The sequence below is a fragment of the Poriferisphaera corsica genome (assembly GCF_007747445.1).
Classification (GTDB): Bacteria; Planctomycetota; Phycisphaerae; order Phycisphaerales; family Phycisphaeraceae; genus Poriferisphaera; species Poriferisphaera corsica.
In genome coordinates, this window is sequence record NZ_CP036425.1 from 1,524,092 (window position 1) to 1,547,719 (window position 23,628).

The 23,628-nt window shown below is 42.0% G+C and carries 19 protein-coding genes and 1 tRNA gene; 10 read left to right on the forward strand and 10 right to left on the reverse strand.

The features are described from left to right. The first annotated feature begins 11 nt into the window (after positions 1-11). From trbF to KS4_RS06165, 5 genes are all read left to right on the forward strand, one after another. Positions 12-716 (forward strand): conjugal transfer protein TrbF, encoded by a 705-nt coding sequence (trbF, locus tag KS4_RS06145; RefSeq protein ID WP_145076090.1) that lies wholly within the window; start codon positions 12-14, stop codon positions 714-716. Positions 717-733: 17 nt separating this feature from the next. Further along, complete coding sequence (locus tag KS4_RS06150; RefSeq protein ID WP_145076093.1) at positions 734-1,819, forward strand: TrbG/VirB9 family P-type conjugative transfer protein; 1,086 nt, start codon at positions 734-736, stop codon at positions 1,817-1,819. 17 nt (positions 1,820-1,836) lie between these two features. After that, positions 1,837-3,114, forward strand: coding sequence for a TrbI/VirB10 family protein (locus tag KS4_RS06155; RefSeq protein WP_145076096.1), 1,278 nt, complete (start codon positions 1,837-1,839; stop codon positions 3,112-3,114). 112 nt (positions 3,115-3,226) lie between these two features. Continuing rightward, positions 3,227-3,730, forward strand: coding sequence for a S26 family signal peptidase (locus tag KS4_RS06160; RefSeq protein ID WP_200761632.1), 504 nt, complete (start codon positions 3,227-3,229; stop codon positions 3,728-3,730). Positions 3,731-4,075: 345 nt separating this feature from the next. After that, positions 4,076-4,702, forward strand: a complete 627-nt coding sequence (locus tag KS4_RS06165) for an acetate uptake transporter (RefSeq protein WP_145076102.1) — start codon at positions 4,076-4,078, stop codon at positions 4,700-4,702. A gap of 429 nt (positions 4,703-5,131) precedes the next feature. On the opposite strand, the gene KS4_RS18115 is transcribed toward KS4_RS06165, so the two are convergent. The 8 genes from KS4_RS18115 to KS4_RS06205 all read right to left on the reverse strand — a co-directional run bounded on the left by KS4_RS18115 (position 5,132) and on the right by KS4_RS06205 (position 13,700). Further along, positions 5,132-5,284: an NAD-dependent epimerase/dehydratase family protein gene (locus KS4_RS18115; protein ID WP_145076105.1), complete on the reverse strand. Its 153-nt coding sequence runs from the start codon at positions 5,282-5,284 to the stop codon at positions 5,132-5,134. Then, positions 5,284-5,481: an NAD-dependent epimerase/dehydratase family protein gene (locus tag KS4_RS18120; protein WP_145081489.1), complete on the reverse strand. Its 198-nt coding sequence runs from the start codon at positions 5,479-5,481 to the stop codon at positions 5,284-5,286. Before KS4_RS18120 ends, KS4_RS18115 begins: the two co-directional genes overlap by 1 nt. Before the next feature lie 380 nt (positions 5,482-5,861). Further along, positions 5,862-7,388 carry a xylulokinase gene (gene xylB, locus KS4_RS06180; RefSeq protein WP_145076108.1) on the reverse strand — a complete coding sequence of 509 codons (1,527 nt, stop codon included), beginning with the start codon at positions 7,386-7,388 and terminating at the stop codon, positions 5,862-5,864. A gap of 118 nt (positions 7,389-7,506) precedes the next feature. After that, entirely contained in the window at positions 7,507-8,205 is a 699-nt protein-coding gene (locus KS4_RS06185) for a D-lyxose/D-mannose family sugar isomerase (protein WP_145076111.1), read from the reverse strand. A gap of 27 nt (positions 8,206-8,232) precedes the next feature. Further along, entirely contained in the window at positions 8,233-9,657 is a 1,425-nt protein-coding gene (locus tag KS4_RS06190) for a glycoside hydrolase family protein (protein ID WP_145076114.1), read from the reverse strand. 31 nt (positions 9,658-9,688) lie between these two features. Next, positions 9,689-10,447 carry a hypothetical protein gene (locus KS4_RS06195; protein ID WP_234698861.1) on the reverse strand — a complete coding sequence of 253 codons (759 nt, stop codon included), beginning with the start codon at positions 10,445-10,447 and terminating at the stop codon, positions 9,689-9,691. Continuing rightward, positions 10,444-12,396, reverse strand: coding sequence for a sodium:solute symporter family protein (locus tag KS4_RS06200; RefSeq protein WP_145076120.1), 1,953 nt, complete (start codon positions 12,394-12,396; stop codon positions 10,444-10,446). The genes KS4_RS06195 and KS4_RS06200 overlap by 4 nt, the downstream gene beginning before the upstream one ends. 221 nt (positions 12,397-12,617) lie before the next feature. After that, positions 12,618-13,700 carry a LacI family DNA-binding transcriptional regulator gene (locus tag KS4_RS06205; RefSeq protein WP_145076123.1) on the reverse strand — a complete coding sequence of 361 codons (1,083 nt, stop codon included), beginning with the start codon at positions 13,698-13,700 and terminating at the stop codon, positions 12,618-12,620. 277 nt (positions 13,701-13,977) lie between these two features. Here KS4_RS06205 and KS4_RS06210 point away from each other — a divergent pair, with 277 nt between their 5' ends. The 4 genes from KS4_RS06210 to KS4_RS06225 all read left to right on the forward strand — a co-directional run bounded on the left by KS4_RS06210 (position 13,978) and on the right by KS4_RS06225 (position 19,576). Continuing rightward, the gene (locus KS4_RS06210) at positions 13,978-15,816 is read left to right on the forward strand and encodes a glycoside hydrolase domain-containing protein (protein ID WP_200761633.1); all 1,839 of its coding nucleotides are present in this window, start codon (positions 13,978-13,980) and stop codon (positions 15,814-15,816) included. 60 nt (positions 15,817-15,876) lie between these two features. Continuing rightward, entirely contained in the window at positions 15,877-16,578 is a 702-nt protein-coding gene (locus KS4_RS17870; RefSeq protein WP_234698862.1) for a type II secretion system protein, read from the forward strand. A 130-nt stretch (positions 16,579-16,708) separates the two neighbouring features. After that, positions 16,709-17,452, forward strand: coding sequence for a PEP-CTERM sorting domain-containing protein (locus KS4_RS06220; protein ID WP_145076132.1), 744 nt, complete (start codon positions 16,709-16,711; stop codon positions 17,450-17,452). A 93-nt stretch (positions 17,453-17,545) separates the two neighbouring features. Beyond that, positions 17,546-19,576: a hypothetical protein gene (locus tag KS4_RS06225; protein ID WP_145076134.1), complete on the forward strand. Its 2,031-nt coding sequence runs from the start codon at positions 17,546-17,548 to the stop codon at positions 19,574-19,576. A gap of 1,519 nt (positions 19,577-21,095) precedes the next feature. On the opposite strand, the gene KS4_RS06230 is transcribed toward KS4_RS06225, so the two are convergent. Together KS4_RS06230 and KS4_RS06235 are read right to left on the reverse strand one after the other, a co-directional pair. After that, a tRNA-Met gene (locus tag KS4_RS06230) sits at positions 21,096-21,169 on the reverse strand. A 152-nt stretch (positions 21,170-21,321) separates the two neighbouring features. Beyond that, complete coding sequence (locus KS4_RS06235) at positions 21,322-21,852, reverse strand: hypothetical protein (RefSeq protein ID WP_145076137.1); 531 nt, start codon at positions 21,850-21,852, stop codon at positions 21,322-21,324. A gap of 276 nt (positions 21,853-22,128) precedes the next feature. On the opposite strand from KS4_RS06235, the gene KS4_RS06240 reads away from it, so the two are divergent. After that, the gene (locus tag KS4_RS06240) at positions 22,129-23,526 is read left to right on the forward strand and encodes a glycoside hydrolase family 10 protein (protein ID WP_200761634.1); all 1,398 of its coding nucleotides are present in this window, start codon (positions 22,129-22,131) and stop codon (positions 23,524-23,526) included. The last annotated feature ends 102 nt before the right edge of the window (positions 23,527-23,628 follow it).

The following is a 23,628-nucleotide window of genomic DNA, read 5'->3' on the forward strand; positions in this document are numbered from 1 at the left end:
AGAGGAATATTATGAATAAAACAACACAGAGTTTTGGATCGAATGGGCTACCGGTTGAACTTGATACACCATTTGCTAAGGCAAAGGCGAAATGGGATGAGCGTCTTGGTATGGCGTTATCGAATAATCGTCTTTTACGGTTGATTGCAATCGGCTCGACATCTTTATGCGGGATTCTTGCGATAGGCTTGATTTTTGTTTGCAGTAACAAACAGGTGGAAATGTTTGTTGTTGAGATTGACGGCAACAAAGCGCAGACGATTGGTGTGGAGTTGTCGGGGCGGCGTTATACGCCAACGAATTCTGCAACGGGGTATTTTGTTGCAGAGGCTGTAAAGCTTTCAAGATCAAGGCCGACGGATAAGGTTGTATTAGCTGAGAACTGGAAGCGGCTTTACAAATTTATTCGTGGAGATGCAAAGCCTCGGATGGACGAGTATGCAAGGGAAGCGAATGGGATGCGGGCTAAAGATATTGCGAAACAAGTTGAAGTCGAATCCGTTTTGCAGCGCAGCGATGATTCGTATCAGGTGCGTTGGAAAGAAAAAATCTATACATCGGGTAAGCTGACTGGGCAAGATAATTGGACGGGTTTGTTCACGGTTGTTCATCAAGCACCGAAAGACAAGAAATCCATACTAGATAATCCAGTTGGTCTATATATAACTAATTTTGAATGGAGTCGAGATTTCTCGAATCCTATGGCAAATAGCTAGAATTTAAGGGGTTTAAGATGCGTAACAAAATAACTATGCCCACATTATTATTTGTTTCGGCAGTGATGATGCTGTCGGGATGTCGAACGGAGAATATTCAAGCAAAAAAGGAGCTGACGCGTCCAACGAGTCCAGATCTCGAAAAAGTGATTGAGCTTGAAGTGGCAAGACGGGTTTCAGATCGTGAGGTAATGAATAGAGATTTACCGGAGATTACATTGCCCGCGCCACAGCTTGTTCCTTTGCCAGAACCATTAGCTAAATCAGGAATGAGTCAAGGACCATCGGGGAATGGTCTGGATGGAATGCTTCAGGATTTGGGTGTTGCAAACAAGGAAGCAACACGCAAACCAGCACCTGAGGGATTTGTGAATGCGATTCAGTATTATGATTACGCTCCAGGTGTAAGATATAACGTTGTTGGCGCGGTTGGCTATGTCACAGCCATTGAGCTTGAACGCGGTGAAGAGATAGTGTCGTGGAGTGCTGGTAATACGCAGGATTTCGCAACAGAAACAACATCTTCGGGTATTGGCGGCAATATCAAACAATTGCTTCTAGTGAAGCCGACGAAGCCGCATATGACAACAAATTTTGTGATTACAACATCAAGGCGTGTGTATTTTATTGATATGTATGCTAATAGTTCTTCTAACTATCAATCTGCAATTGCATGGAATTACCCTTTATCTAGATTAGTACAGCATGTTAAACGTGTTGATGGACGAGAAGATGTGACGGGAAGTATCGTTTCAGGGAAATTCGATCTGGATAATCTTAATTTCGATTACAAATTGTATTATCAGGAACGCGGATCTGATGGTAAGAAAAAGGATGCGGTGGCACCATATTGGGCCCCATTGCGTGTATTTGATGATGGTGCAAAAACTTATATACAGTTCCCAAGTTCGGCTCGCTATATGGAACTGCCACCATTATTTGTGCTTCCTACACCTGACAGCGAAGAAGCGCAGGTCGTGAATTACCGTAAAGAAGGTAATTACTATGTTGTGGATCGGTTACTCGGCGTTGCGGAGTTACGCTTGGGTGAAGCACCACAGACGATCGTCAAAGTTATTCGTGAGCATCAACTGAACTCATAAATGAAAGGTTGTCCGTCATGAAACATGGACCAAACTTTATTGATGCTACACATTCGGTCGGCGAGATCACACGAATCAGGCGGAATGCTGTGATTCTGGTTGTTAGCGTTGTGATAGCGATTATTGTTTTCACGCTGTTTTATGCGATTCAACCTCGCGATAACTCGAATGAAGTTCGTGATGAGGTTGTTTTGGATCAGCGTAATGAATCGAACAATAATGGTCTGCCTCATAGTATGTTTGATGTGTCGTACGATGATATGCCAAGTGCTAAAGCAGGCGAACCGGCAGATTTCAGTGGTATGGTTGCTGACGGGAATTTTAGTCCTGAGCAGATGAAAGAATACCAAGATGCTTTACAGGCTTTGAAGAAGCAGAAGCAAGAAACCAATGAGCAGCTTGCTGCGATGCGGCAATTGCAGGCACAGCTTCAGAATCAACAGATTGAGGAAGCGCGTAAGGCATTGGACAGTCCAATTTCATATGTCAACTATGCTCTTCGTAAAAGTCGCCAATCGGATGGAACAGAGAAAGATACTGATAATACAGTTGATGGCTCATATCCAGATATTGGGAAGATGGTTTCTGATGCGACTAGCGCGATGGTTTCTGCTTCGCAAGGTATGAATGGGGGCAATCTCGGTACGCGTTCAGAGAGTCCTGATGAAGCATTCATGCGCAATGGTGAGTTTGATACAGAAACTTATCAAGTCACGCATGTCACACCGGTGTTATCGAAGTTTGATCTTTCAGCTGGAACATTTATACCTGGTGCTTTAATTACAGGTATAAATACAGATCTGCCAGGCGTTATTGTTGGGAAGATTACGCAAAATGTTTATGATAGTACGACTGGTAAATACTTACTGATACCACAAGGTACGAATGTTGTTGGCGAATATCAGAGCTTAATTGCGAATGGTCAGAGTCGCGCTTTAGTTGTATGGCATACACTGACGATGCCGAATGGTACTTCTATACCATTGGGTGGCGCTCCAGGTACGGATGCTAGCGGGTTTGCAGGTCTATCGGATCATACAGATTTCCATATTGATAGTATGATTGCGACAACTGCGATTACGACCGGCTTAGGCTTTTTGGCGAATAGTGTTTCTAGCAGTAGTGATGACGACATCAGTATTCTTGGTGACACATTAGCACAGGAATCTTTACAGCTTGGGCAATCGCTAATTGATCGAGCATTGGCTCATCAGCCAACCATAACGATTCGCCCTGGATGGACATTCAATATTGTGCTTAGAAAGAATGTTTCATTAGCCCCTTATAAGTCATAGTTTATTCGAAAGTACTTGCAGAGATGTGAGTACTTTTTTTACACAGGTATTCAGTATGTGTTTGCGGACCAAGCAATGTATTCAACGGATTTTACATACCGTCTGTCTATGGATGGGTATGCTGATTTGCTGCTTGATAATCTTTGGTTCAATTATGTCATATTTTCAGATTAGTTATAGCTATACAGGCAGCTTGCCATGCGGAATCTATCGAGGTATTACGGGCCAAATTAAACGGGGATCTTATGTCAGTTTTGATCCAAAATTAAATGATCGAATAGAATGTTTTCTCAATCAGTATGCTAAAAGGGGGGCAAGCAAAATTTGGATGAAAAAAGTGGTCGGTATGCCTGGCGATCTCATCAACATTGATGAGATGAATCGTGTGACGGTTAATGGGCAAGGACTTGATGGTTCGAATTGGTTTCCCATCGTTTCGAGGAGCGGTATACCGATGGTGACTATGCCACATTATCCCATTAGATTAGGTGATCATGAAGTCTTCGTGTTGGGTACAGATCCGAAGTCACTAGATTCGCGGTTTTTTGGACCAGTACCACTCGCGATTATTACCGAGATCAACGAGCCTCTATTTGTGTTTAGTTCTGAGAAGTAGCGTACTGACCAATCTGCATTTGATAAATTTATATTGATATACAGATTTTAATTTAAGCAGATAGCATATATCTATGATCGCTTAGACTGGATTTTGACTGCGTAGAAGCATTCTATTCACGATATTTCCTTTCTTTGGTATGGTGTGAGTTTACATCTCTAGCACGAATCTTGCGGGATGCTCAAAATTGGAGTGTGGATATGTGCTTTGTAATCGACTAAGTCTGTTCGAACAAAACTTGAAAAGACAATGTTGTCTGATATACTTCGCAGCGTCAACTCCACCCCTAGCCGGTTTTCTCATGCTTTGTTTGTGTTGGGGACAGCCGGCCTTAAGAGCATAACAATGAGTGATTCAGTGAAAGTCGGTAATCCGGCTGTGGTCGGTCTAGCAGGATTTGGCCTGACAACCTTACTTCTTCAAGTTCATAACCTCGGGCTTTGCTCGATCGGACCAGTTTTGGCGATGGGCCTGATCTTTGGTGGGCTTGCGCAGATGATTGCTGGCTTTCAAGAGCAGAAAATCGGAAATAATTTTGGTTTCTCGGCTTTTGTTGCTTACGGGTCATTTTGGATTGGTCTAGGTATTATCTGGATTCTTAATAGTCTCGGTATTTACGAATCCAGCAAAACAGACGTTGGTTGGTTCCTTGTCGCATGGACCGGTTACACGACAATCTTGTGGATTGCATCGATGTGGATACACAAAGCAATGTTCAGTACTTTCACGTTGCTGATTGCTGGCTTTATACTTTTGGATCTTGGGCATTTTGGTCCGGCGATCTTTAATACAATTGCTTGTTATGTCTTGATCCTCTGTGCATTAAATGCTTGGTATATGATGGCGGGGATCATCATCAACGACCTTGCTGGTAGAACAGTGCTACCAATGGGTACACCAGTGATCTCTGCTGGACCAGCACCAGCTTCCAGTCAACCTGCGACACCAGACATGGTTCCAGCCAACGCCTAGGTTGTATATACTCAGCAGGTTAACTAACGCGTTAAATCAGAGTAGATATCAATTGCATCTTAGGGTTGTGAAGGTTGGCGTAAATATGCTTATCATGAAAACTATACGCTATCTTCGATGTACCAATTACCAGTAGCATGAGACCGGTCTCAAAATAGATCAGAGGTTTGTTCCAATTGCGTTGGTCGTGTTAGTTAGGTGCTAATGAATTTCTCACATCGCCCATATGCTCGGGAAGATGTTCTGATTTAAGATGAAGCTTACCCATTATTTTAGCTATCATCTCGCGAGTTCATTGACCTTGATACGTATTTCACAAGCAATGTTGTGGACTTGGCCGCCAGTCTTCTTTTCAGAACGAGCAGCTAATATATTTGCGTGAACAGCATTATTGATAGGGATGAAATCGTGTGACTACTCGCCATCACCTTAGATTTTTGATGTTTCATTAGCGATCAATGATTTTGCAAATGTAACGATTACTGCAGTATCGGCGGAGTTCACATTCTGACGTGGACCAAAGGTATTGAAGTAGCGAAGAGAAACGGTATTCAAGTTATATGAATCCGCATCAGCACGCATCAAAGCCTCATATATGTGACCTTATTGGTTGGATAAGGTGACTTAGCTAAAACGGGCATCGTTTCGATTTTAGGTAAAGTTTCGGAATCACTGTATGCAGCTAAAGATGCAGAAAATGTTATACGTTGAACGCCAGCGCGGCGTACAAGCTCAAGAATATTGATGGTGCCAGTTGTGTTAAAGGTGGGATAAACGATGGGCTACACTTGGTTCTTGTACAGAACCAAGTGTAGCTTGATGAAAGATAAAGCGGTATCCATTAATAAATGCTCGCACTGCTCTTTCATCTAAGATAGTCGCTTCAATAAATATTAATTTGTCCTCAGCTTGATCTTTAAATGTGTCAAAATTGGTTATATCACCACCAGATAGATCGTCTATAACAACTACGACTGAATCGAAGTCAATCAGCGCTTGGGTCAGGTATGAATCAATGAATCCAGCCCACCTGTAACACAAACTTTTGTTCTTTCAAAAATTGCCATAATATTCACGTAAGTTAGTCAAAGCCATATTATCATTACCTAATATTATTTATCATGAACCAATTGAACGTCTATATTGATTCGTTTAATACCTAAATTTTTTCTATACTTCTAAATTGTGAGGAAAGTGCTTGATAAAGTTTTGTATATTGATTGTGATAACGCGCATATAAAACTGATCTATCACTAGATGGGTTGAGCTTTTCTTTTTCGATTACAATAGCTTTGCAAGCAGTTTGAATATCTGGCCAAATGTCTGCGCCGACTCCAGCAAGAATCACGGCTCCATATGCAGGACCTTCACTTGTGTTTATCGTTGTAACTGGGGAATTATAAATATCAGCTTGGATTTGTCGCCATAAATTACTTTTTGCCCCACCACCAGTTAGTCGAATGATCTCTGTAGAAATATCCATATTACGTAAGATTTGAAGCATATCATTCATGCCGAACGTGACACCTTCCAGTAGAGAACGAATCATGTGTGCTCTCGTGTGCCGTTGCGTTAAACCAATCCAACACCCACGTGCATCAGGATCCATGTGTGGACAGCGTTCGCCTGCGAGATATGGAAGAAAGAAAAGACCTTCGCTGCCGGGTTGTATTTTACATGCCTCTTCAATTAATAGTGTGTAAATACTTTGATTGAGCGTCTTTGATTGCTCGAATTCGAAAGTTGCCAACTGGTTGCGAAACCATTGGAATGCACCACCCGCTGAAAGCATGCATCCAAATATACACCATTCACCATCAACTGCGGAGCACATGGTATGAACACGACCATGTGGATCTACTTCAGGTACTTCAGAGTGAGCATACATCACACCTGATGTTCCTATAGAGGAACAAAGATGCCCATGCTGGACAACACCATTCCCAACCGCAGCGGCTGCATTATCTGCAGCACCGCCTACAACTGATATACCTGATTGAAGACCAAGTTCTTTTGCACCAGTATCGGATAGTTCAGCTGTAACAACATGTGATTCCGCACAATCTGGGAACAATGAGGGATCTAGGTGAAGTTTACGCATGAATGCGTGATCCCATTTTCGATTATTAACATCAAAAAGAAGCGTGCCTGAGGCATCTGAAACTTCTGTGGCGTAAGTGCCGGTCATGCGCAATCGAATATAGTCTTTCGGCAGAAGTATCTTTGCGGTTTGCTCAAAAAGATCGGGTTTATGTTTACGAAACCAAAGAATTTTTGGAGCGGTAAATCCTGGTAGAGCAGGATTTCCAACAGCTTGAATTAGTTTCTTTTTTGATCCAGCGATGGATTCAATCATGTCACATTCTGTAACAGTTCGTTGATCATTCCAGAGAATGGCGGGATGTAGGACTTCATGATTTTTGTTCAGAAAAACCGAGCCATGCATTTGGCCTGATAATCCAATTGCAAGAATCGATTCAGGAGAGATTGAAGCTTTATGCATGACTGAACGAACAGATTGACAAGTAGAATTCCACCAGTCGTGTGGGTTTTGCTCACTAAAACCGGGCCTTGGCATTGAGATTGGATGTGTTGCAGTAGCCGTTGCGAGTATATTGCCATCGGTTGTACTAATAAGCGATTTTGTACTGGAAGTACCAATATCAATTCCTAATAAATGTGCCATGATCGACCTATAGTTGTAGTCTGATTTCAACTAACTGTTACATTCATAAATACAAGTCGCTGCATAAATCACTATTACGCAGCGGCTTGAATAAAAATAATACACATAACATTATTAACTAACACTTGTTTGCGGGGTATTCATGACACAGATAGCGTGTTGCAATCGTATCTTCTTCAATTTGAGGAAATCTTTCAGCAGGCTCTAAGAAGAAGTTATCATGCCAGTCATCACATACACTGGATACTTCACTGCTAACAGTGAGACCAGTTCCTTCTTCTCCCCAGAATTGATGAATCGTGCGTGGCATAATACATACACTCATGCCGGGTTTAAGCCGAATAATCTCTCCTGCTTCGATAATGCGTGCGACGCCATCAACTTTAACTGTAAGTGGTTTATCACTTGGCGTATTGTCTGGATTGACGCCACGTAATTGCACACAAATATTGCCTCCGGCGAGACAACAGATGTCTTCCATCTTGGCTTGATGAAAATGCGCCGGAGCGCGTTGTAACTCAGGATCAAACAAGTATTTTTGAGAATAAACTTTCTCATACCCCAACTTCTTTGTCGTGCCATTACGTAATGTGAATAGAACGCGTCCGATCTCATTAAAGTGCTTAGAGCCAAAGTCTGTAACATCCCAACCCAGCATGCAATCACGAATTTCATCAAATGCCTGGTCACTAGCACGGTTCTTCCAATCCTCTTTAGACCAGTATGCCCAGTCGGGTAGTGCAAGTCGAAAATGCTGAAAAGCATCGATTGCTTGTTCAATACTTGATTCAATAACAGTACGAGATAGTTCTGGCATAGATATTTTACCCTGTTAAATGTGTAATTATGATGGGTCGGTGTCCCAAAGACTTTTCAGACGAACAAAGTCGCCGCGGATTGCATAAACTTCACCAGTGGTGATTTTTAACTCTAGTTGGCGACGTTTGCCATTACAAGCTTGCCCAAAGTGCTTACCATTCCAATTTGGTGACCAAAATAAATCATCTCCTTGAAAGGGAACGCAATCATCGAATGTAAAACCATCAAGTGGATTACTGTCTTCATCAAGCAGTTGCGCACGAACCTCTCCCCAAGGGCATCGTATATTGATACGTAGATCATCGCCTGTGATATAGAACGCACGGGTACGCATGCGGCCATCACCTGCATGAGTTTTTAGATACATAAACCCGTCCAGCCGCATATCATGAAGCATTAATGCTGCGTCAGTAAGTTCTTGATTTTGGAAATGCTCGGCTTTAGATCCGCCAGAGTAAAAGTGAATTCGATTTTCAGGTGTGACGAGCATCGATCCAGTGTAAACGCAACCGCCACCATGCTCGCCAAGTTCATTACGGGGAATGAATGCTCTGCGGTACGTACGATTAAAACGCAAACCATCATAGCTATAGCAAAGCTCAGCATCGATGCCGCCATTGGGGAGATTGTTTGATGCGGGATCGCAGAAGATACGCCACAACAAACCAATATACATATCCTCGTAAGGAAAAACAGGCATACCATAGAATCCAACGAGCGGCGGGTCTTGTGGATCAGGATGCATCACTAATTCAGGTCGAGTAAATTCGGTGAAGTCTTTTGTATGGAAGAAAAAGACACGTCGATCACCTGCATACTGACGAACGTTGAATGTATAGTGCTGAAATTCTTGATTATAAAACACACTCGTGGGTGTATCAGTTGCTTTTTGGTCATAGAAAACATGTGCAATGGTCCAGTTTTTTCCATCAGGCGAAGTGACCAAGCCACGACATCCCTGATGTAATGCACCGTTTGTTTCTTTCCAATCAGATGGTTCATAGTTAATCAAGAGTTTGAATCGTCGGTTTGGATCCGGATCGTGTGGATCATAGGTTGCAGGACCACCTTCAACGCCGTTGTTCAAACCGAATACCTGATTTGGTGTGCGTACGGAACCTTCGAATGAAACCGCGTCTCGAAGATCAGGCTTTTTCCAGTGAATACCATCTTCTGATTCAGCATAACAAACGATTGGTGCTCGAGGTGATACCTTACTATCCGTGCCAGATGGTGTTCTAATTGTACCGTGCTCAGGATGTGATGGTGCGGCACCATATAGACCGATGTATTTACCATCATGGTAGGCGACAAGAGGAAAATCCCACGTGCCTTCACATAAAGGATCTTCTAACGTACCTTCTGGGACATAGCGAGGTTGCCCCATTTCACGTTCAAGATTCTCACGTGCGATCAATGCCCAATCATCAAAAAAATTAATATATCCCATAGAAAACAAATCCTTCTTCCTGATAAGTTACTTAATACGCGTCTTGTAACAGCTCATCCAGATTTGCATACTCAGCATGTAGATGGAAATTGGTTTGGGTTAAGCCAGGTGAACTGCTAAGCTCGCGATGATCTTTATCAATTATTTTTTTGTAGTTTTGGCGTGCGATAAGCACGTACCATGAACGGTCTAAAGGTAAAGTGTCCCCCATCACCCCAAAATCTTTGACGGAAAAATAGACGGTACCAGACCAACCTTCATCTATATCAGACGAATCATTTAGTGTGCCGTGGAGTTTGACATCAACACGAGGCCATATACGTAAGCTAGGCTGATCTTCATCGCCTCGATGATGCTGCTTCGTCCACAGCAGAGATGATCGGTAACTGCGTGGCGTTACAAAAATTTCCCAATAGTGTTTACGTTGTGGCGATTGAAGAAAGATTTCTAACACATCGCCAAGTTTATAATGGGGCAACTGATCAGACTCACCTTTTGCAAGTAAATCAGAATCTACGAAGTAGAATCGCAATTCAAGTTCATCTGTGGCTTGATTATACGACCATCTATACCAGCCACCCTCGTGCGGTGTTGATGATTGATTATCAAGTCGGTCCGCAGGTAATTTCAATTCATTTGCATATTGTGTATCTAGCAGTGTGTGTGTATTCGAGTGGTTTTTTGTTTTTGAAACTGGTGAGCATCCTGACAATAATCCACATAGTACAATAGTAACTGAAGTGCAATAAAGGCATATTCTAAAATGTAGTTTCTGTTTAATGAGCATCACAAACGTATCTCCTCTAAGCGTTCATCTGATTCGGATGCGTCGCTTTGAACATAGCCATCATCAAGCGCATTTCTTTTCGCCGATGCCATCGTTCGAAAGATGCCAATAACTTCAAATGTGCCACCGATACCGAACCATATCGCTGTAATTAATCCAACGATGCAAGTAATGATCACATAGATCCACCAAAAGTTCGCCCACATCTTGAATGAAATTTCAACAAACATTGCAGCAATGGTTCCGAGTAAAAAGATAGAGAACAAGCCAAGTGTCCATGTGATGACGGCAATGTAAATCAATTTATCAGCGCGTGTGAATTCGGATGTGATGAGTGATCGCCAACCTATATTCTTCTTAACATTTGCTTGTCCATGTTCATTCTCTGCGTACCTGCCCCGTAGTAGTAACTTATCAAGATTAAAGCTTTGCTTTCTCGTCAGCAGTGAAACCACGATATAAGTTGTCGATGCAAGAAGCATTGTCAGGCCAAACATGTGCATCCCATTAAGTGGAAATGCATCTATGTAATTTGTTGCATAGACACCAAAGAGAGCAAACATTGAGCCAATAATCATGGTTGCCCATGCAGCTTCTGTCGTGCCCCATCGTGTATACAAGCCGCCAATGATGACGGCACCAGCACCACCCATAAAGATGGCACCAGTGATCTGGAAATACATTGCAATGTATTGTGTCTGTTGGAAGAGTAAACCGAAAAAGAATGCAAAAACAGCTACAAAGATAATTGAAACTCGAAGCATCCAAAGATGAGCACGCTGACTGAGTGGCTTGCCACGGAGTGGAATTATGACATCTTGCACCAGAATCGAACCCCATGAGTGGAGATATGGTTGATCGGTTGTTGTCATTGCCGCAAACATCATGGCAGCAAACAAACCCATAAGTCCTGCAGGAAGTAAATGTGTGAGTGCAACTGGAACCATGCCCTGTTGGCGCATCGTTTTATCAGGAAGGGCGTCAACAGATGCTTGAATGGCTGCCGCCTGATCTGCTGTTGAAGAATGATGCATGACTGCCCATACACAAATCGGCAAGACCACCATCACGGTGACATTGACCAGTTGACGCCAAGTACCTAGCACTTTTGCCATTTTTGCTTCATGCGGGCTTGATGCCGCAACATTAAATCCAGATCGTCCTTGCCAGGCAATGTTGTTAAAGAAAAAGGCTACTGCCCAAATTGCAAAAAAGACAAAACCAAAATCATCATCCGCGCCACCAATCATTGGATCCATTAAAGCACGACCAGATTCGCTCGAAGCCATCGCTTCGGTAATCATCGACCATTCAAAATTCAAAAGTGCCCAAATGATCATTGTTACAAAAACTAAATTACAGAAGACGCCTTGATAAAAATCCGTGACCATTACCGCAAGCTGACCGCCAACAAAGACGTAGCATAGTGACAGTGATAAGAAGAATGCCATAATGGCCGGTACACAGGGTATTGTTAATCCCAAGAATGAAAACTCTAAAGGTAAGCCAAGGAACAGCACAAAAAACTTAGCGCTTACAATTGGGAAAATGCCATAATTAAGTATGCCGGAAATATAACCTAATGCCCCAGCAAAAATCCGGAATCGCCTGCTGTATCGCATCTCTAAGAATTGAGCAAGTGTCAGTACACGTGTTTGACGATATCGATATATCACCCAACCTGTCACAGCTACAATAATGCCAATTGGAAGTTGCATGAGTCCCCACCAGACAGCAGAGAAGCCGGACTTGTAATACATCTCAAACATGAGCACAACAGAGATCGCACCGATCATTGCAATACCTTCGGAAACACCTAGCACATAACGGCCAGCGCAACGATCTGCGGCAACAAAGTCAGCAACACTTTTCGTATAACGACGTGTCCACCACGCAAGTGAAGTCGTCGCAAATACAACCAGTCCTAATATAAACCAATCAATAGTGTTCATTTCAGAATGATAACGCGCTCTATCAAATAGAGCAAGCGATGTTTGGCCATTTTATAGATTAAGGTTTTTTATTGTGAGTACAACAAGGTGTAGTCGTAGGAGTTGCTACTAACACTAACGAATACAGACGGTAAAACGTAATGACGCTGGGAATGCTACAGAAAGTACAGGAGTAATTTGAAGATACAATAAAAGATGGTAATCAATGCGCATTAAAAAGATCAGTCCGACGATCCTTCGATAATCAGTGGCGTAATCAGGTTCGGTGTGGACGGAAGCTCTTTGTTTTCGATCAAATTAATCAAGCGTAAGACAGCCTGTTTAGCTAAAAGATTTAGTTGGAAATCTACACTTGTGATAGTCGGTGTGACATGTTGCCGGATTCGGTAGTTGCCAAACCCTGTAATCGCGAGTTCGCTAGGTATTGTGATGCCAGCCTTTTTAGCTGAGGAGATTAGACTGCTTGCAAACCAGTCATCAAAGCATATTATTGCATCAGCTGACGCTTCTTGAGTTAATGCATGAAGGGCGTTATCTGCCGCCTGTTCGTTAAAATCATCGTAATAGTTATCACGAGTATATGGCACACGTTCGGAGTGTATGTATTGAAGTTTCTTAAATACCTTCATACCATGTCGTTTCAATGCTGCTTTGTATCCGTGCAGCATCTTCGGCGGTTGGTACCACTGTGTATCCGGCAAAACAAGGGCGATTCTACGTCTTCCATTTTTTATCAGCCTATCGACCAGCATTTCTACACCGGTTTGATAATCAACGCCGACCCATTCAGCATTTGATATTGTAGGCTCATCAATAAAAATTGCTTTATTTGTGACATTCAATAGCGATTCAACAACGGTATCTGAATCATTTGGATATACGTGGTGGATACACAATATGCCAGCAACACCTCGCATGAGGAAATTTCTTGCAAGGCTGTCGATTGCTTGCTTATCTGGTTGTTCATAACTGATTAACAGGTTGTATCCCATTTGTCTTGCTTCTGATTCAATAAGCATGAGACGCGTATGATTCAAGTCATTGGCTTTGGAGTCAACAAGTACACCAAGAAGTTTGCTAGATGCGCCTGCAAGTTGTCTCGCTACTTGGTTAGGTACATAATCAAGGTCTGTTGCAGCCTTACGAATGCGATTAGCAGTATCTTTACCTACACGAATTTTACCTGCACCACTTCCTAAAAGAACATGTGATGCAGCTGCTCTTGAAACGCTTGCCTTCTTTGCAACATCTGCAATAGTAATGGATTGTGGATGATTTGCTTTTGGAGCCATTTTTTTTGCCATAGCATAAGATTGTATACTTTGATTGAATTGTTAGATAGTTTAGCAAAATATATTGACACAATAATCATTGTGATATATATTTGATATTAGCATGATAACGCGCTCTATCAAGTGTTTTAGTCTTGATTATTGTTATTGCTTTTGTTCGTGTGAAGCCTCAATACGGGGCAAGTTGAGTTAGAGCGGGCGAGTTTGAATGATTTTAGGCAAGTTAATTAGTGATTCTAAGTTTGATTAAAATAGCCATTCGGCATGATAACAGGAGACGATGCGATCTATGAAATATAGCTATTTGTTCAAGTTGATTCTGGCTTTTTTCATTTGTGTGGCTATGAGCAGCAATGGGTTTGCCGAAAGTTCCGCAAATGTTTGGTCTGTTAGTTCACTTGATAAGTTGTGGCGTAACGGTGCCAATCTAGGCAGAATTGATAAAGCGAAACGAACCTATCTTGAGTTGGCAAAAAACGAAGCAGAGTCTTTTCAGATTGTCATTGATAATCATGGGCAACCGGTCAGCCAAGGCCATTTTTCTATTACGCCGATGATCAATACAGATGGCGTTGTGCTCGATATGCGTTGGCATGAAGTAGATTATGTTAGAACAGGTAGTGCTTCATATGCTACTGAGCATGTTGGCTGGTGGAGTGATATTCTGAAACCACAGCAATCAGAATTCTCAATTAGAGGTAACCGGATCGGCGCTTTTTGGATCACTTTGACTGCGTCAGCAGATCAACCAGCAGGAATCTATCGCGGCAATGTTGAAGTGACTATTGATGGTAAGCTGCACGTTATTCCTGTACAGGCCAATGTTAGAAAATTTAAATTGCCAAAGCCAGGCAATTTTGCAACACCTTTCGGTGTATACGCAAAGTTCTTGTCAAAGCACTACTACGATAACATCAAGCCTGAAGAATGTTTATCTATAGATAACTTTATGAGATGGGCAAATATTTTAGATGAATATCGTATGGCCCCTAAAAATATTGGTTTTGAATATCGTCAAATTAACTTCCAAGAAAATGCACATGGTATCAATGTAATTTCATCTGTTGATCTGACTAATCTGAAAAATACCGTTGGTGTAATTCAGAATAAAGTTCCGCCATACAGTTTTTGCATATATCGAATGGCCAGTGGTTTTACGATTGAGAAATGGCTTAAAGAAAAAACACCAGGCAAAACACCTCAAGATGTAGCAGCTCCAGTTAATAAGATCCTGAAGGAATGGAAAGCTTTAGGTTTCCGAACCGATCAATACATCTACGGTTTTGATGAACCAAAAGCACATAACCCAGAGCTAATTAAGTTTATTGAAGAGACGTATAAGTACATCAAGCGAGAGAATCCAGAAGTTAAAATTATGCAAACGATCGGCGCGCCAGCTCCAAAATTAGCGGGTCTTGTGGATATTTGGTGTGCAAAGCTTGATGTACTGTCCAAACCATTTTTTCAAGAAAGAAAGAAGAAAGGTGATACCCTCTGGTCCTACGTTTGTATCAGTCCAACACCACCGACAGCTAATTTGTGTGTAGACGAACCCGCTATTGATCATCGTATGCTAGTTTGGCACGCGAGAAAGTTTGGCGCAGAAGGTTTCTTATATTGGGCAGTAAATGGCTGGACCGATTGGGCAGGGCGAAATATTTCCAAAGATTTGCCTATTGATGCAACAAATCCAATCGATTATCGAGATCATTTGATGTACAACTTGGAATGGCAAAATATGAATGGCGATGGTGTACTGCTGTATGCGGGGCCAAATCTTGAGCCATGGCGATCAGTTCGTATCGAAGTCATGCGTGATGCAATTGAAGATTACGAGTATTTTGAGCTTTTAGAAAAGTTAACCGCGAAAGTAAAAGCTATACCCATCTTTCAGAAATCGAATGGTATTAGAATTGTACGAGCTGCAGAGAATTTGCTAACCATACCAGACTCAATTGTAAAGGAACATAATGAATTCAATCAAGATCCAACATTAATGATGATACGCCGTCGAGAAATTGGTGACATGATTGAGCAAATGTTGAATATACTTGAAGATCAAGATTACAAGAAGTGGGTCTTCTATAAAAGGCAGAATGCCAAGAGTACGGATAAAAATATAGAATAGTATGTCGGGAGTGACATTGATCAAAATATTGAATTAAACACTTAAGTTAAAGGGATGATGATGAAACGTGCATTTACGCTCATTGAATTATTAGTGGTTATATCAATTATTGCACTTCTAATAGGAATATTACTGCCGGCGTTGAGTGCGGCTAGACAAACTGCGATGACACTGCAGTGTCTGAGTAACGCAAGAAATATCGGTCTTGCCACGCAAATGTATGCTAATGACAATAAGGGAAGTTTACCCGGAACACATGGTGGATTATGGGTTGGGATTCCAATACAGTATGGAAACGCCGGACGGCAGTATTTCCTGCCATACCATCTTGGATCATATCTTGGTACCAAGCCGGACGATAATGGTGAATTGAATACTGAAGCAGTAATTTGCCCAACAGCTCATGATTTTTATGGCGGCGAAGTGAAATTATCAAATACATTAAAAACGATTACGCACTACAGGTTAGTCGGTATAGTTTATCAAGCGGGCGATCCAAGCCAATGGCGGCGGCCTTTTGGCTACCCCAACCAAGAAGCTCCTATGAGAATCGATGAGATTGTATCTTATACAGGTCTTGGTGATTCAGAGATCCCATTCTTCTATGATAATGATCAAAAGGCAATTGGTGGACATAACACTTTGGAGCCATTAGAGCCAATTCATAATGGTGCTCGGAATTACACTTTTCTAGATGGACATGGTGCGACGATTCCGGGCGATGATTTGCCTGCTTACGTTGATAACAATCCACCAAACTAACTTGAATCACTCAAGTATATTATTTCATATCAAGTTTCATATTGATGATTAGATGAATTAAAGTGTTCTATGATGCAGCGATAGAACAAATGTACTTCAACACGAGGCTGCATATACGGAGGTTTATGTGATGCGATTAAAGAGAGTTGAAATGTATGGTTTGGCTGGTGTGTTAATCTTTGGGGTCGCAAGAATATCACAAGCAGGTACAGTTAGTTTAGATTTAAGCCCACATGGTGATGCTGACATTCGTTCAAAAGACCTTGCAGATAATGGTTATAATCGAGAAACACTCGTTATTGGTAACACAGGTGCAGACCCATCTTCAACACGAAGTTATAAAGCATATATTCGGTATGCACTCCCTGAGGATTTTTATGAGGCAACAGATGCAACATTCACGATAACACGTGCAGTTGCCGGCCCGTGGAACTACACATATAAAATTTATGGTCTTGATGATGGTATTGGTGAAGATTGGATCGAAGCTAATGGACCTAGCGGCACAACATGGAACAATGCCCCGGGAAATGTGGCTACAAGCCCTTGGGAATTTAGCAGCTCAATAGTAGTAGGTGAGTATACTGTGATTGGCACTAAAAATGATGGTGTTGCCGGTGACAGCTACAGCATCGACAGTGAAGATTTAGTTGATTTTGTCAATAATGATAGCAATGGATTTATTACTCTGATGATAGGTCGTACAAATCTCTCCAGTGCTGTCGAGCAGTTTGCCTCAAGATCTCATGGTTCATTTAACGCCCCAACTTTATCACTGACTTATGATCAAGTTCCTATACCTGAGCCCAGCAGTATGGCACTTCTTAGTATGGCAGGTGGTTTGCTCGTCTTACGTTCTTGTAAAAACTCATAACTATAATGGCATAGTATTTACCGATACTATGTCACATTTCTATACGAATTGTCGTTATTTTTATATTAACTTCATGGTAGAGAGGTAAGGCATATGAAGTACTCGACGCTAAATAGCAATCTATATCGAATCACAATCTTGCTGGCAGCATTTTATATTCTTCTAATAGGTAAAAGCCATCAAGTTTTGCAGGCAAGTGCGATTACCTTAAATGCTGTTGCTGATGTTGATGTTCGATCGGGTGCCGCGGCCAATGATGCATATAACCGTAATGTTTTATTTATAAAGCAGCAGAATACTGACCCTAATATCGGTATATCAGGAAAAGCGTATATTCGTTTTGAATTGCCAGACGATTTTGGTTATGCCACTTCAGCAACATTTACTATGACAAGAAGTTTAGTTGGTGCATGGAGCTGGAAGTATGATGTGTTTGGGCTTAATCAGGATGCAGAAACTGTACCCTTTATTGAATCTGAGAACACCCCGCCTGGGATGACATGGAATAATGCACTCGGGAATGACATCGAATCAAGTCGTGGTTTCGATCCAACAAAGACAACATTCCTCGGTTCATGGCAAGTACAGAACGGTGGTAACGGTGGATATGTTGGTGATCAGTACAGTGTTGCCGCATCAAGTGTTAAAGGGCTATTGAATTCTGATGTGAATAGAAGCATCACTTTTATGGTCTCAAGAGATGGCACTTCAACCTCTCATGATCACTGGGCTTCAAAAGAAGATGGCGTTTACTCCGGGCCACTGCTTAGCATTGAGTATGTCGCGAATCCATCATCAGCTAGATGGAACCAATGGCTTGCAAACAGGCAAGGGGCATTACCAATCTCAGCATGGTCATATTTTGATCGATATGGCGGAACAGTCAGTGAGTATGAGACTTACAGAAATGCTGGTCTTACAATGGCCAATGTACCACGTTTACTTATTGGAGGTTCAACGCATCAAGTCGCAAATGCGGAAACAGCAAATGTCGGTATTATTCTCGGGCAATCTGAGAGCCTGCACTTGAATGAATCAAAGCTTATTAACACAGTAAATTTCGCAAATAATAACAGCTATAACGTGATTGGCTATACGCTGAAAGATGAACCAGAGCCAGATCAATTCTCTGCACTAAGACAAGCACATAATTATATCTACGAGAACGATCCAGATGCATTACCCATATGTAATATACTGCCAAATTATGCATGGTCATATGGGCGGCCAGAAAAATACGGGATTGATTATGAGGGATACGTACAGAAGTATATTGATGAGGTGCAGCCAGCAGTCATTGGACATACGCACTATGCACTGCTAGAGGATGGTACAGATCGCACCGATTTTTACAGTAATCTTGAGCTGTTTCGGGACAAATCGTTAGAGAATGGCATCGGTTTGTTTGGATTTGTATTAGTGACAGATCATTGGGCTGGACCTTACCGACGAGCTAGTGGCTCAGATATTCGATGGCAAGCATATAGTCATATGGCTTATGGAGCGAAGGGCTTGTATTACTATAACTACCGTATTGACGATAGTCGTTTTGGTGAAGGTATTGTTGATCACGTCAATGGACAACCAACCGATTTGTATAATCTTGTCCAGAATACAAATGATAAAGCTTTCGTGTTGGGGGACGAACTTCTCAAATTAAACTCAATTGGCGTTTATCACACAGGCAAAATCACTGATAACACGATTCCTGACGATACAACAAGATATACAACATCTGTCGATTCACCTTTTGATAGATTTTGGGGCCAGGAGTTCCTTCACGGTGTATTTGAAGCCGATGATGCTGCTTCGATAGATCGTTATATTCTTCTCGTGAATAAGCGCCATGGTAAAGATATGAATATCACTTCGCTTGCCAGAGGAACTGCATACTTCACGATAGATGACATGTACGATACCGTGTTTATACTAAACCCACTAACTGGTAATGAAGAAATTTTAGCGGCACACGGTGTATATAATAATAAAGATCTCTATCAAATTATTCTAGACGGAGGTGATGCCGCTCTCATCCGATTTACACATCTGCCAGAGCCGACATCCTTCTTTATGTTGGGTTTTGCTGGATTAATCTGTGTGCTAAAAAAACGCAATGTTGTATAAATCGTATATTCTGTTTAATGATAAAATATCTGTAGTACTTGCATTTATAAAGTTTGAGATGTAGTTGAGACCTAATTGTATTGAATATAAAATATTTATACTAAAAATCTTTTATCATTTGATTTGTGCTATATTCGCCTGGAAATTAACTTAATCAACATTGTTCTTAGATTATTAAATATATAGTGCCATCTTTAGCCTTGTCATCTCGAACGTACTCAATCATTTGAGTGATATTCGAGTGCTTCTTCAAATTCCAGTACTGATTATCTTTCAATTTAAGAATTGTCTAGAATGTTTGTATGAGATAATAGGTCAGTAGGAAAGGGTAGTCACATTCGATCATTGTAAGGATCAGTTCGCTGATTTGATCGGTCACGTCCTTGTCATCTCAAAATGGTAGATGATCATAAATGCTGCCAACAATAAGATTGACTAACGGCCAATTCTGTATACATTTCGTAAGATCCTCGAAATCCTCAAGATCGTGGGAAAATTCCATATGACTCGCTTTGGTATTCGTATGCATTTAGATTGTTATAGAAATAACTTTGGTGAAAACAGATTTACATATATCAATTATAACATTATTGTGTGTGATTCTGGATCTTGTTGATAATAACGTTGAATTCAATCAATCTAATTTGAGTTTGTGTGCTAGTAGAGGTGTGTGGAGACGGTTTTAAAATCGAATTGATGGCTTTGGGGGTCAACGAACGGTTAAAACAAATTGTATTCGCGTGTTGTAGTTTTGATTGTCTTTTTGTGTTGAATGTGTGTGGCGTTGTATGCTTTGAATCGTTCATGTTTATATTTATGTTGTTGTTTTGTAGTTTATCTCTGTTGCCTGATTACTTGTGACGAATTGACGTGTAATAGCTCAGCCGTTGGTGCAGGTTTGTTATGGGGGTGTTTTGGCAATTTACAGGTACCGTCAAGACCGACGAAACCCAGCTGGAGGTCTTGTGTAATCGAGAATTGCGGCGAGGTTTGACCGAGTAGCGTTTTGTACGTTTGCCCGACCCCATCCAGAGCTATGTCTTTAAAACACGAGAGCATCGCACCTCGTGCATTCAGTGGCATTCTGTGAGGCAGGGGCTTTGCTATTTTCGGCAGGCTGTGTGGTGTTGCCAAGCCATATATCGTCCATGTTCATGTCAATTCTTGGGGGCTTACTCCTCTAACCTAATTGCCTGTATCAGATTAACGTAATCTTGTTTGCCGCCGGCGCGATTGGTGCCTCCGGGCTGTGGGCATAGGTGGTATTTGCGGTCAGAGGTTTTGACGGTTACGTCGGTTTTGCAGGGAGGATTGGTGTGAGAGGATGTGGCTTTAAGGGTTGGAATCGGGGGTAGGGGAGTGGGCAGGGTACGGTTTTGTTCCTGACCTACGGTTATTTGAAATGGATGTCACACGCCTCGGCAAGCCCAAACAAGCCCACGGCAAGCCTGAGGCAAGCCCGGCTTGGCGCACTAAAAAACGCCGATCACGTAAGTGACTGGCGTTTCTAGTTTTAAAATAGCGGGGACAGGATTCGAACCTGTGACCTCCGGGTTATGAGCCCGACGAGCTACCTGGCTGCTCTACCCCGCAATCAATAGTCATAATTTCTTGATTGCGAACTCGTATATTATACGAATGCTTGCTCACAGTCTTGTGAGACAAGTATTAAAGCACAAAGAAGCTTTGTAGTCAAAAAGCCTATCTGTCGTATACAAAATGCTGCGTTATCCACACTTAAGGCATTAACCCATTGCTTTGGGGTTAGGTTTGGGTTTCGAAGCACTTTGTTGCACTTTTTTTGTGATTGGCATCGATTCTGGCTGAATCAAAAAAGTGATGAGAATAATCGAGCAAGCAATTAAGAATATCGTTTTGCTTTCAAATGCCGCCGTACTTGAAATCATGACGGAATCTGGATTCATCGCGATCTGTCCACTCAAGATGCTTAATCCAGTACAGCATGATATCGCTAAGCCAAGACTCGCGAGCCATTTTGCTCGATGAAAAACTGATTGATCTCGAAATGAAAAAATGAGTAGCACGATGACCCCTAAAGCTGAGCATGTCGCTGCAATCAAGTTTGTGGCATGTATGGCGGTTCGGAAATGATTTCTGCTTACAGTGTCGAGATCGAATTTATAGCCAAAGATTGTGTGTTTAGTTATACCATTCGGTTCAATATGTTCTCTTGCGAAAAGATCTGTTCGCTCATGGCGATCCAAATGATATATGGCGTTGCTGCCTAGCCAAACTGCAAAAAGGCTGATGAGCATAATTTGCTTAGTCGCAGTACGAATGTTGTCATGATAGTCTTATCGTTGTGCTTGCCGCAGATGTTAACGCGATGCGGCTATTCCTTACATTGCCTTGTAGTTCTCTGTATATCAGTTTGGATCATGGCTTTATCTAAGGTATGATAGTCACCAGCTAAAGCAGCTGTTGGTGCCCTTTTGATGCATGTAATTTGGTGTAACAAAGATTTGCTTCCGGTAAATCATCTTGTTTGTTGCGCGAAATAAAATACATCACCGATAACAGGAGCACATAAATTGAAATTTAGTATTCTGTCGCAATTTTTATTAAGCATCGTTGTTTTTGCACTTGTATGTACAGCAACGGCATCGATTCTGAATGCCGCCGATATTCAATCTGAAGTACGTGGAACGTGGTTAACAACAACGGCCAATAACAATATAGAAACGCCATCTGCCACTGCTCGAAGCATGCGACGCCTGAAAGATTTAGGCTTAAATACGGTTTATGTGGAAGTTTGGAAAAATGGGTACACGCAATTTCCTTCAAATACGATGCATGAACTTATCGGGGTTGAACGCAAACCCGAATTAATGCCAGGCAAGCAAGGTCCTTCGCAAAGGGAAATGGCCGGACGCCCCAGAGATTTGTTAAGTGAAACTTTGATACATGCGCATCGAAATGGCTTGGTCTATATCGCGTGGTTCGAATACGGATTTATGGCCGCATACAAAGATTCACACCCAGAACTCCGCAAGCAGTATTCAGAGTGGCTAACACTCACCAAAGAAGGCAAGCAAGTTAGCAGGCAAAATCAGTTTGTTTGGATGAACCCGCTTCGCCCTGAATCACGCAATCTCTTGCTTAATATCATCAAAGAATCTGTCATTAGATACGATCTCGACGGTGTTCAATTAGACGATCGTATTGCGTGGCCAACATCAATGGGTTACGACCCATACACACAAAAAATTTATGCGCAAGAGCACAACGGTAAGTTGCCTCCAGCAAATGAACACGATCCTGAATGGATTGCATGGCGATCAAAAAAAGTTACAGAATTTGCTGAAGATTTTTATCGTGAACTCAAAACAATCCGCCCCAATCTGATCGTATCAATTAGCCCTGCTGTTTATCCATGGTCGTTTGAGCATTATGCATGTGATTGGAAAGCATGGTCAGATCAAGGTCTTATGGATGAGTTTGTGCCACAAGCTTATCGAACTTCATTTTCATCGTTTAAGCCAACTTGGGAAGAACAAGTTGCTACTGCAGGCAAGCGTAAATCAGATCTTATTGCCGGCTTGAGAGTTGTTGGCACAGGAGCACCAACTTCCTGGCCAGACATGAAGAAGAAAATTCAACAAGTTCGCGACTCAGGTGCTGCCGGTCATTGTTATTGGTTTAGTAAAGCAGTGCTCGAACTTTACCCCGAGCAAATTGCCGCATTCTATAAAGACTCACCTGTTGCCAAGCATCCAAAGCTTCCCGCGGATTGGCGTCCCGGTAGTATCGCCCTCAAACGAGACGGGAGATATTGGAAAGGTAGTGTGCCGGCTGATGCCAATTACAGAATTATCGTTCAGCATGGCACCGTATGGGCAGAGCAGGATATCCGTGCTTTTGAAGCTGGCCCGATCAGTCTTAGCGATATCAAAGCCGATGCTGTGGAATTATTGGTAGATCGGCGATAACCAAGCCCCTAGATCCTGCGAAATGAAGCATCATCCAAGGCCCGCAGTGGGCCTTTTTATGTCATGACCTGACAGATTCATTTCTCTGCTTCTGTCAGGTTG

Coding starts and splice junctions, on each gene's coding strand:
- trbF (WP_145076090.1), top strand. CDS start 12: ATGAATAAAACAACACAGAGTTTTGGATCGAATGGGCTACCGGTTGAA.
- KS4_RS06150 (WP_145076093.1), top strand. CDS start 734: ATGCGTAACAAAATAACTATGCCCACATTATTATTTGTTTCGGCAGTG.
- KS4_RS06155 (WP_145076096.1), top strand. CDS start 1,837: ATGAAACATGGACCAAACTTTATTGATGCTACACATTCGGTCGGCGAG.
- KS4_RS06160 (WP_200761632.1), top strand. CDS start 3,227: ATGGGTATGCTGATTTGCTGCTTGATAATCTTTGGTTCAATTATGTCA.
- KS4_RS06165 (WP_145076102.1), top strand. CDS start 4,076: ATGAGTGATTCAGTGAAAGTCGGTAATCCGGCTGTGGTCGGTCTAGCA.
- KS4_RS18115 (WP_145076105.1), bottom strand. CDS start 5,284: ATGCGTGCTGATGCGGATTCATATAACTTGAATACCGTTTCTCTTCGC.
- xylB (WP_145076108.1), bottom strand. CDS start 7,388: ATGGCACATTTATTAGGAATTGATATTGGTACTTCCAGTACAAAATCG.
- KS4_RS06185 (WP_145076111.1), bottom strand. CDS start 8,205: ATGCCAGAACTATCTCGTACTGTTATTGAATCAAGTATTGAACAAGCA.
- KS4_RS06190 (WP_145076114.1), bottom strand. CDS start 9,657: ATGGGATATATTAATTTTTTTGATGATTGGGCATTGATCGCACGTGAG.
- KS4_RS06200 (WP_145076120.1), bottom strand. CDS start 12,396: ATGAACACTATTGATTGGTTTATATTAGGACTGGTTGTATTTGCGACG.
- KS4_RS06205 (WP_145076123.1), bottom strand. CDS start 13,700: ATGGCAAAAAAAATGGCTCCAAAAGCAAATCATCCACAATCCATTACT.
- KS4_RS06210 (WP_200761633.1), top strand. CDS start 13,978: ATGAAATATAGCTATTTGTTCAAGTTGATTCTGGCTTTTTTCATTTGT.
- KS4_RS17870 (WP_234698862.1), top strand. CDS start 15,877: ATGAAACGTGCATTTACGCTCATTGAATTATTAGTGGTTATATCAATT.
- KS4_RS06220 (WP_145076132.1), top strand. CDS start 16,709: ATGCGATTAAAGAGAGTTGAAATGTATGGTTTGGCTGGTGTGTTAATC.
- KS4_RS06225 (WP_145076134.1), top strand. CDS start 17,546: ATGAAGTACTCGACGCTAAATAGCAATCTATATCGAATCACAATCTTG.
- KS4_RS06235 (WP_145076137.1), bottom strand. CDS start 21,852: ATGCTCATCAGCCTTTTTGCAGTTTGGCTAGGCAGCAACGCCATATAT.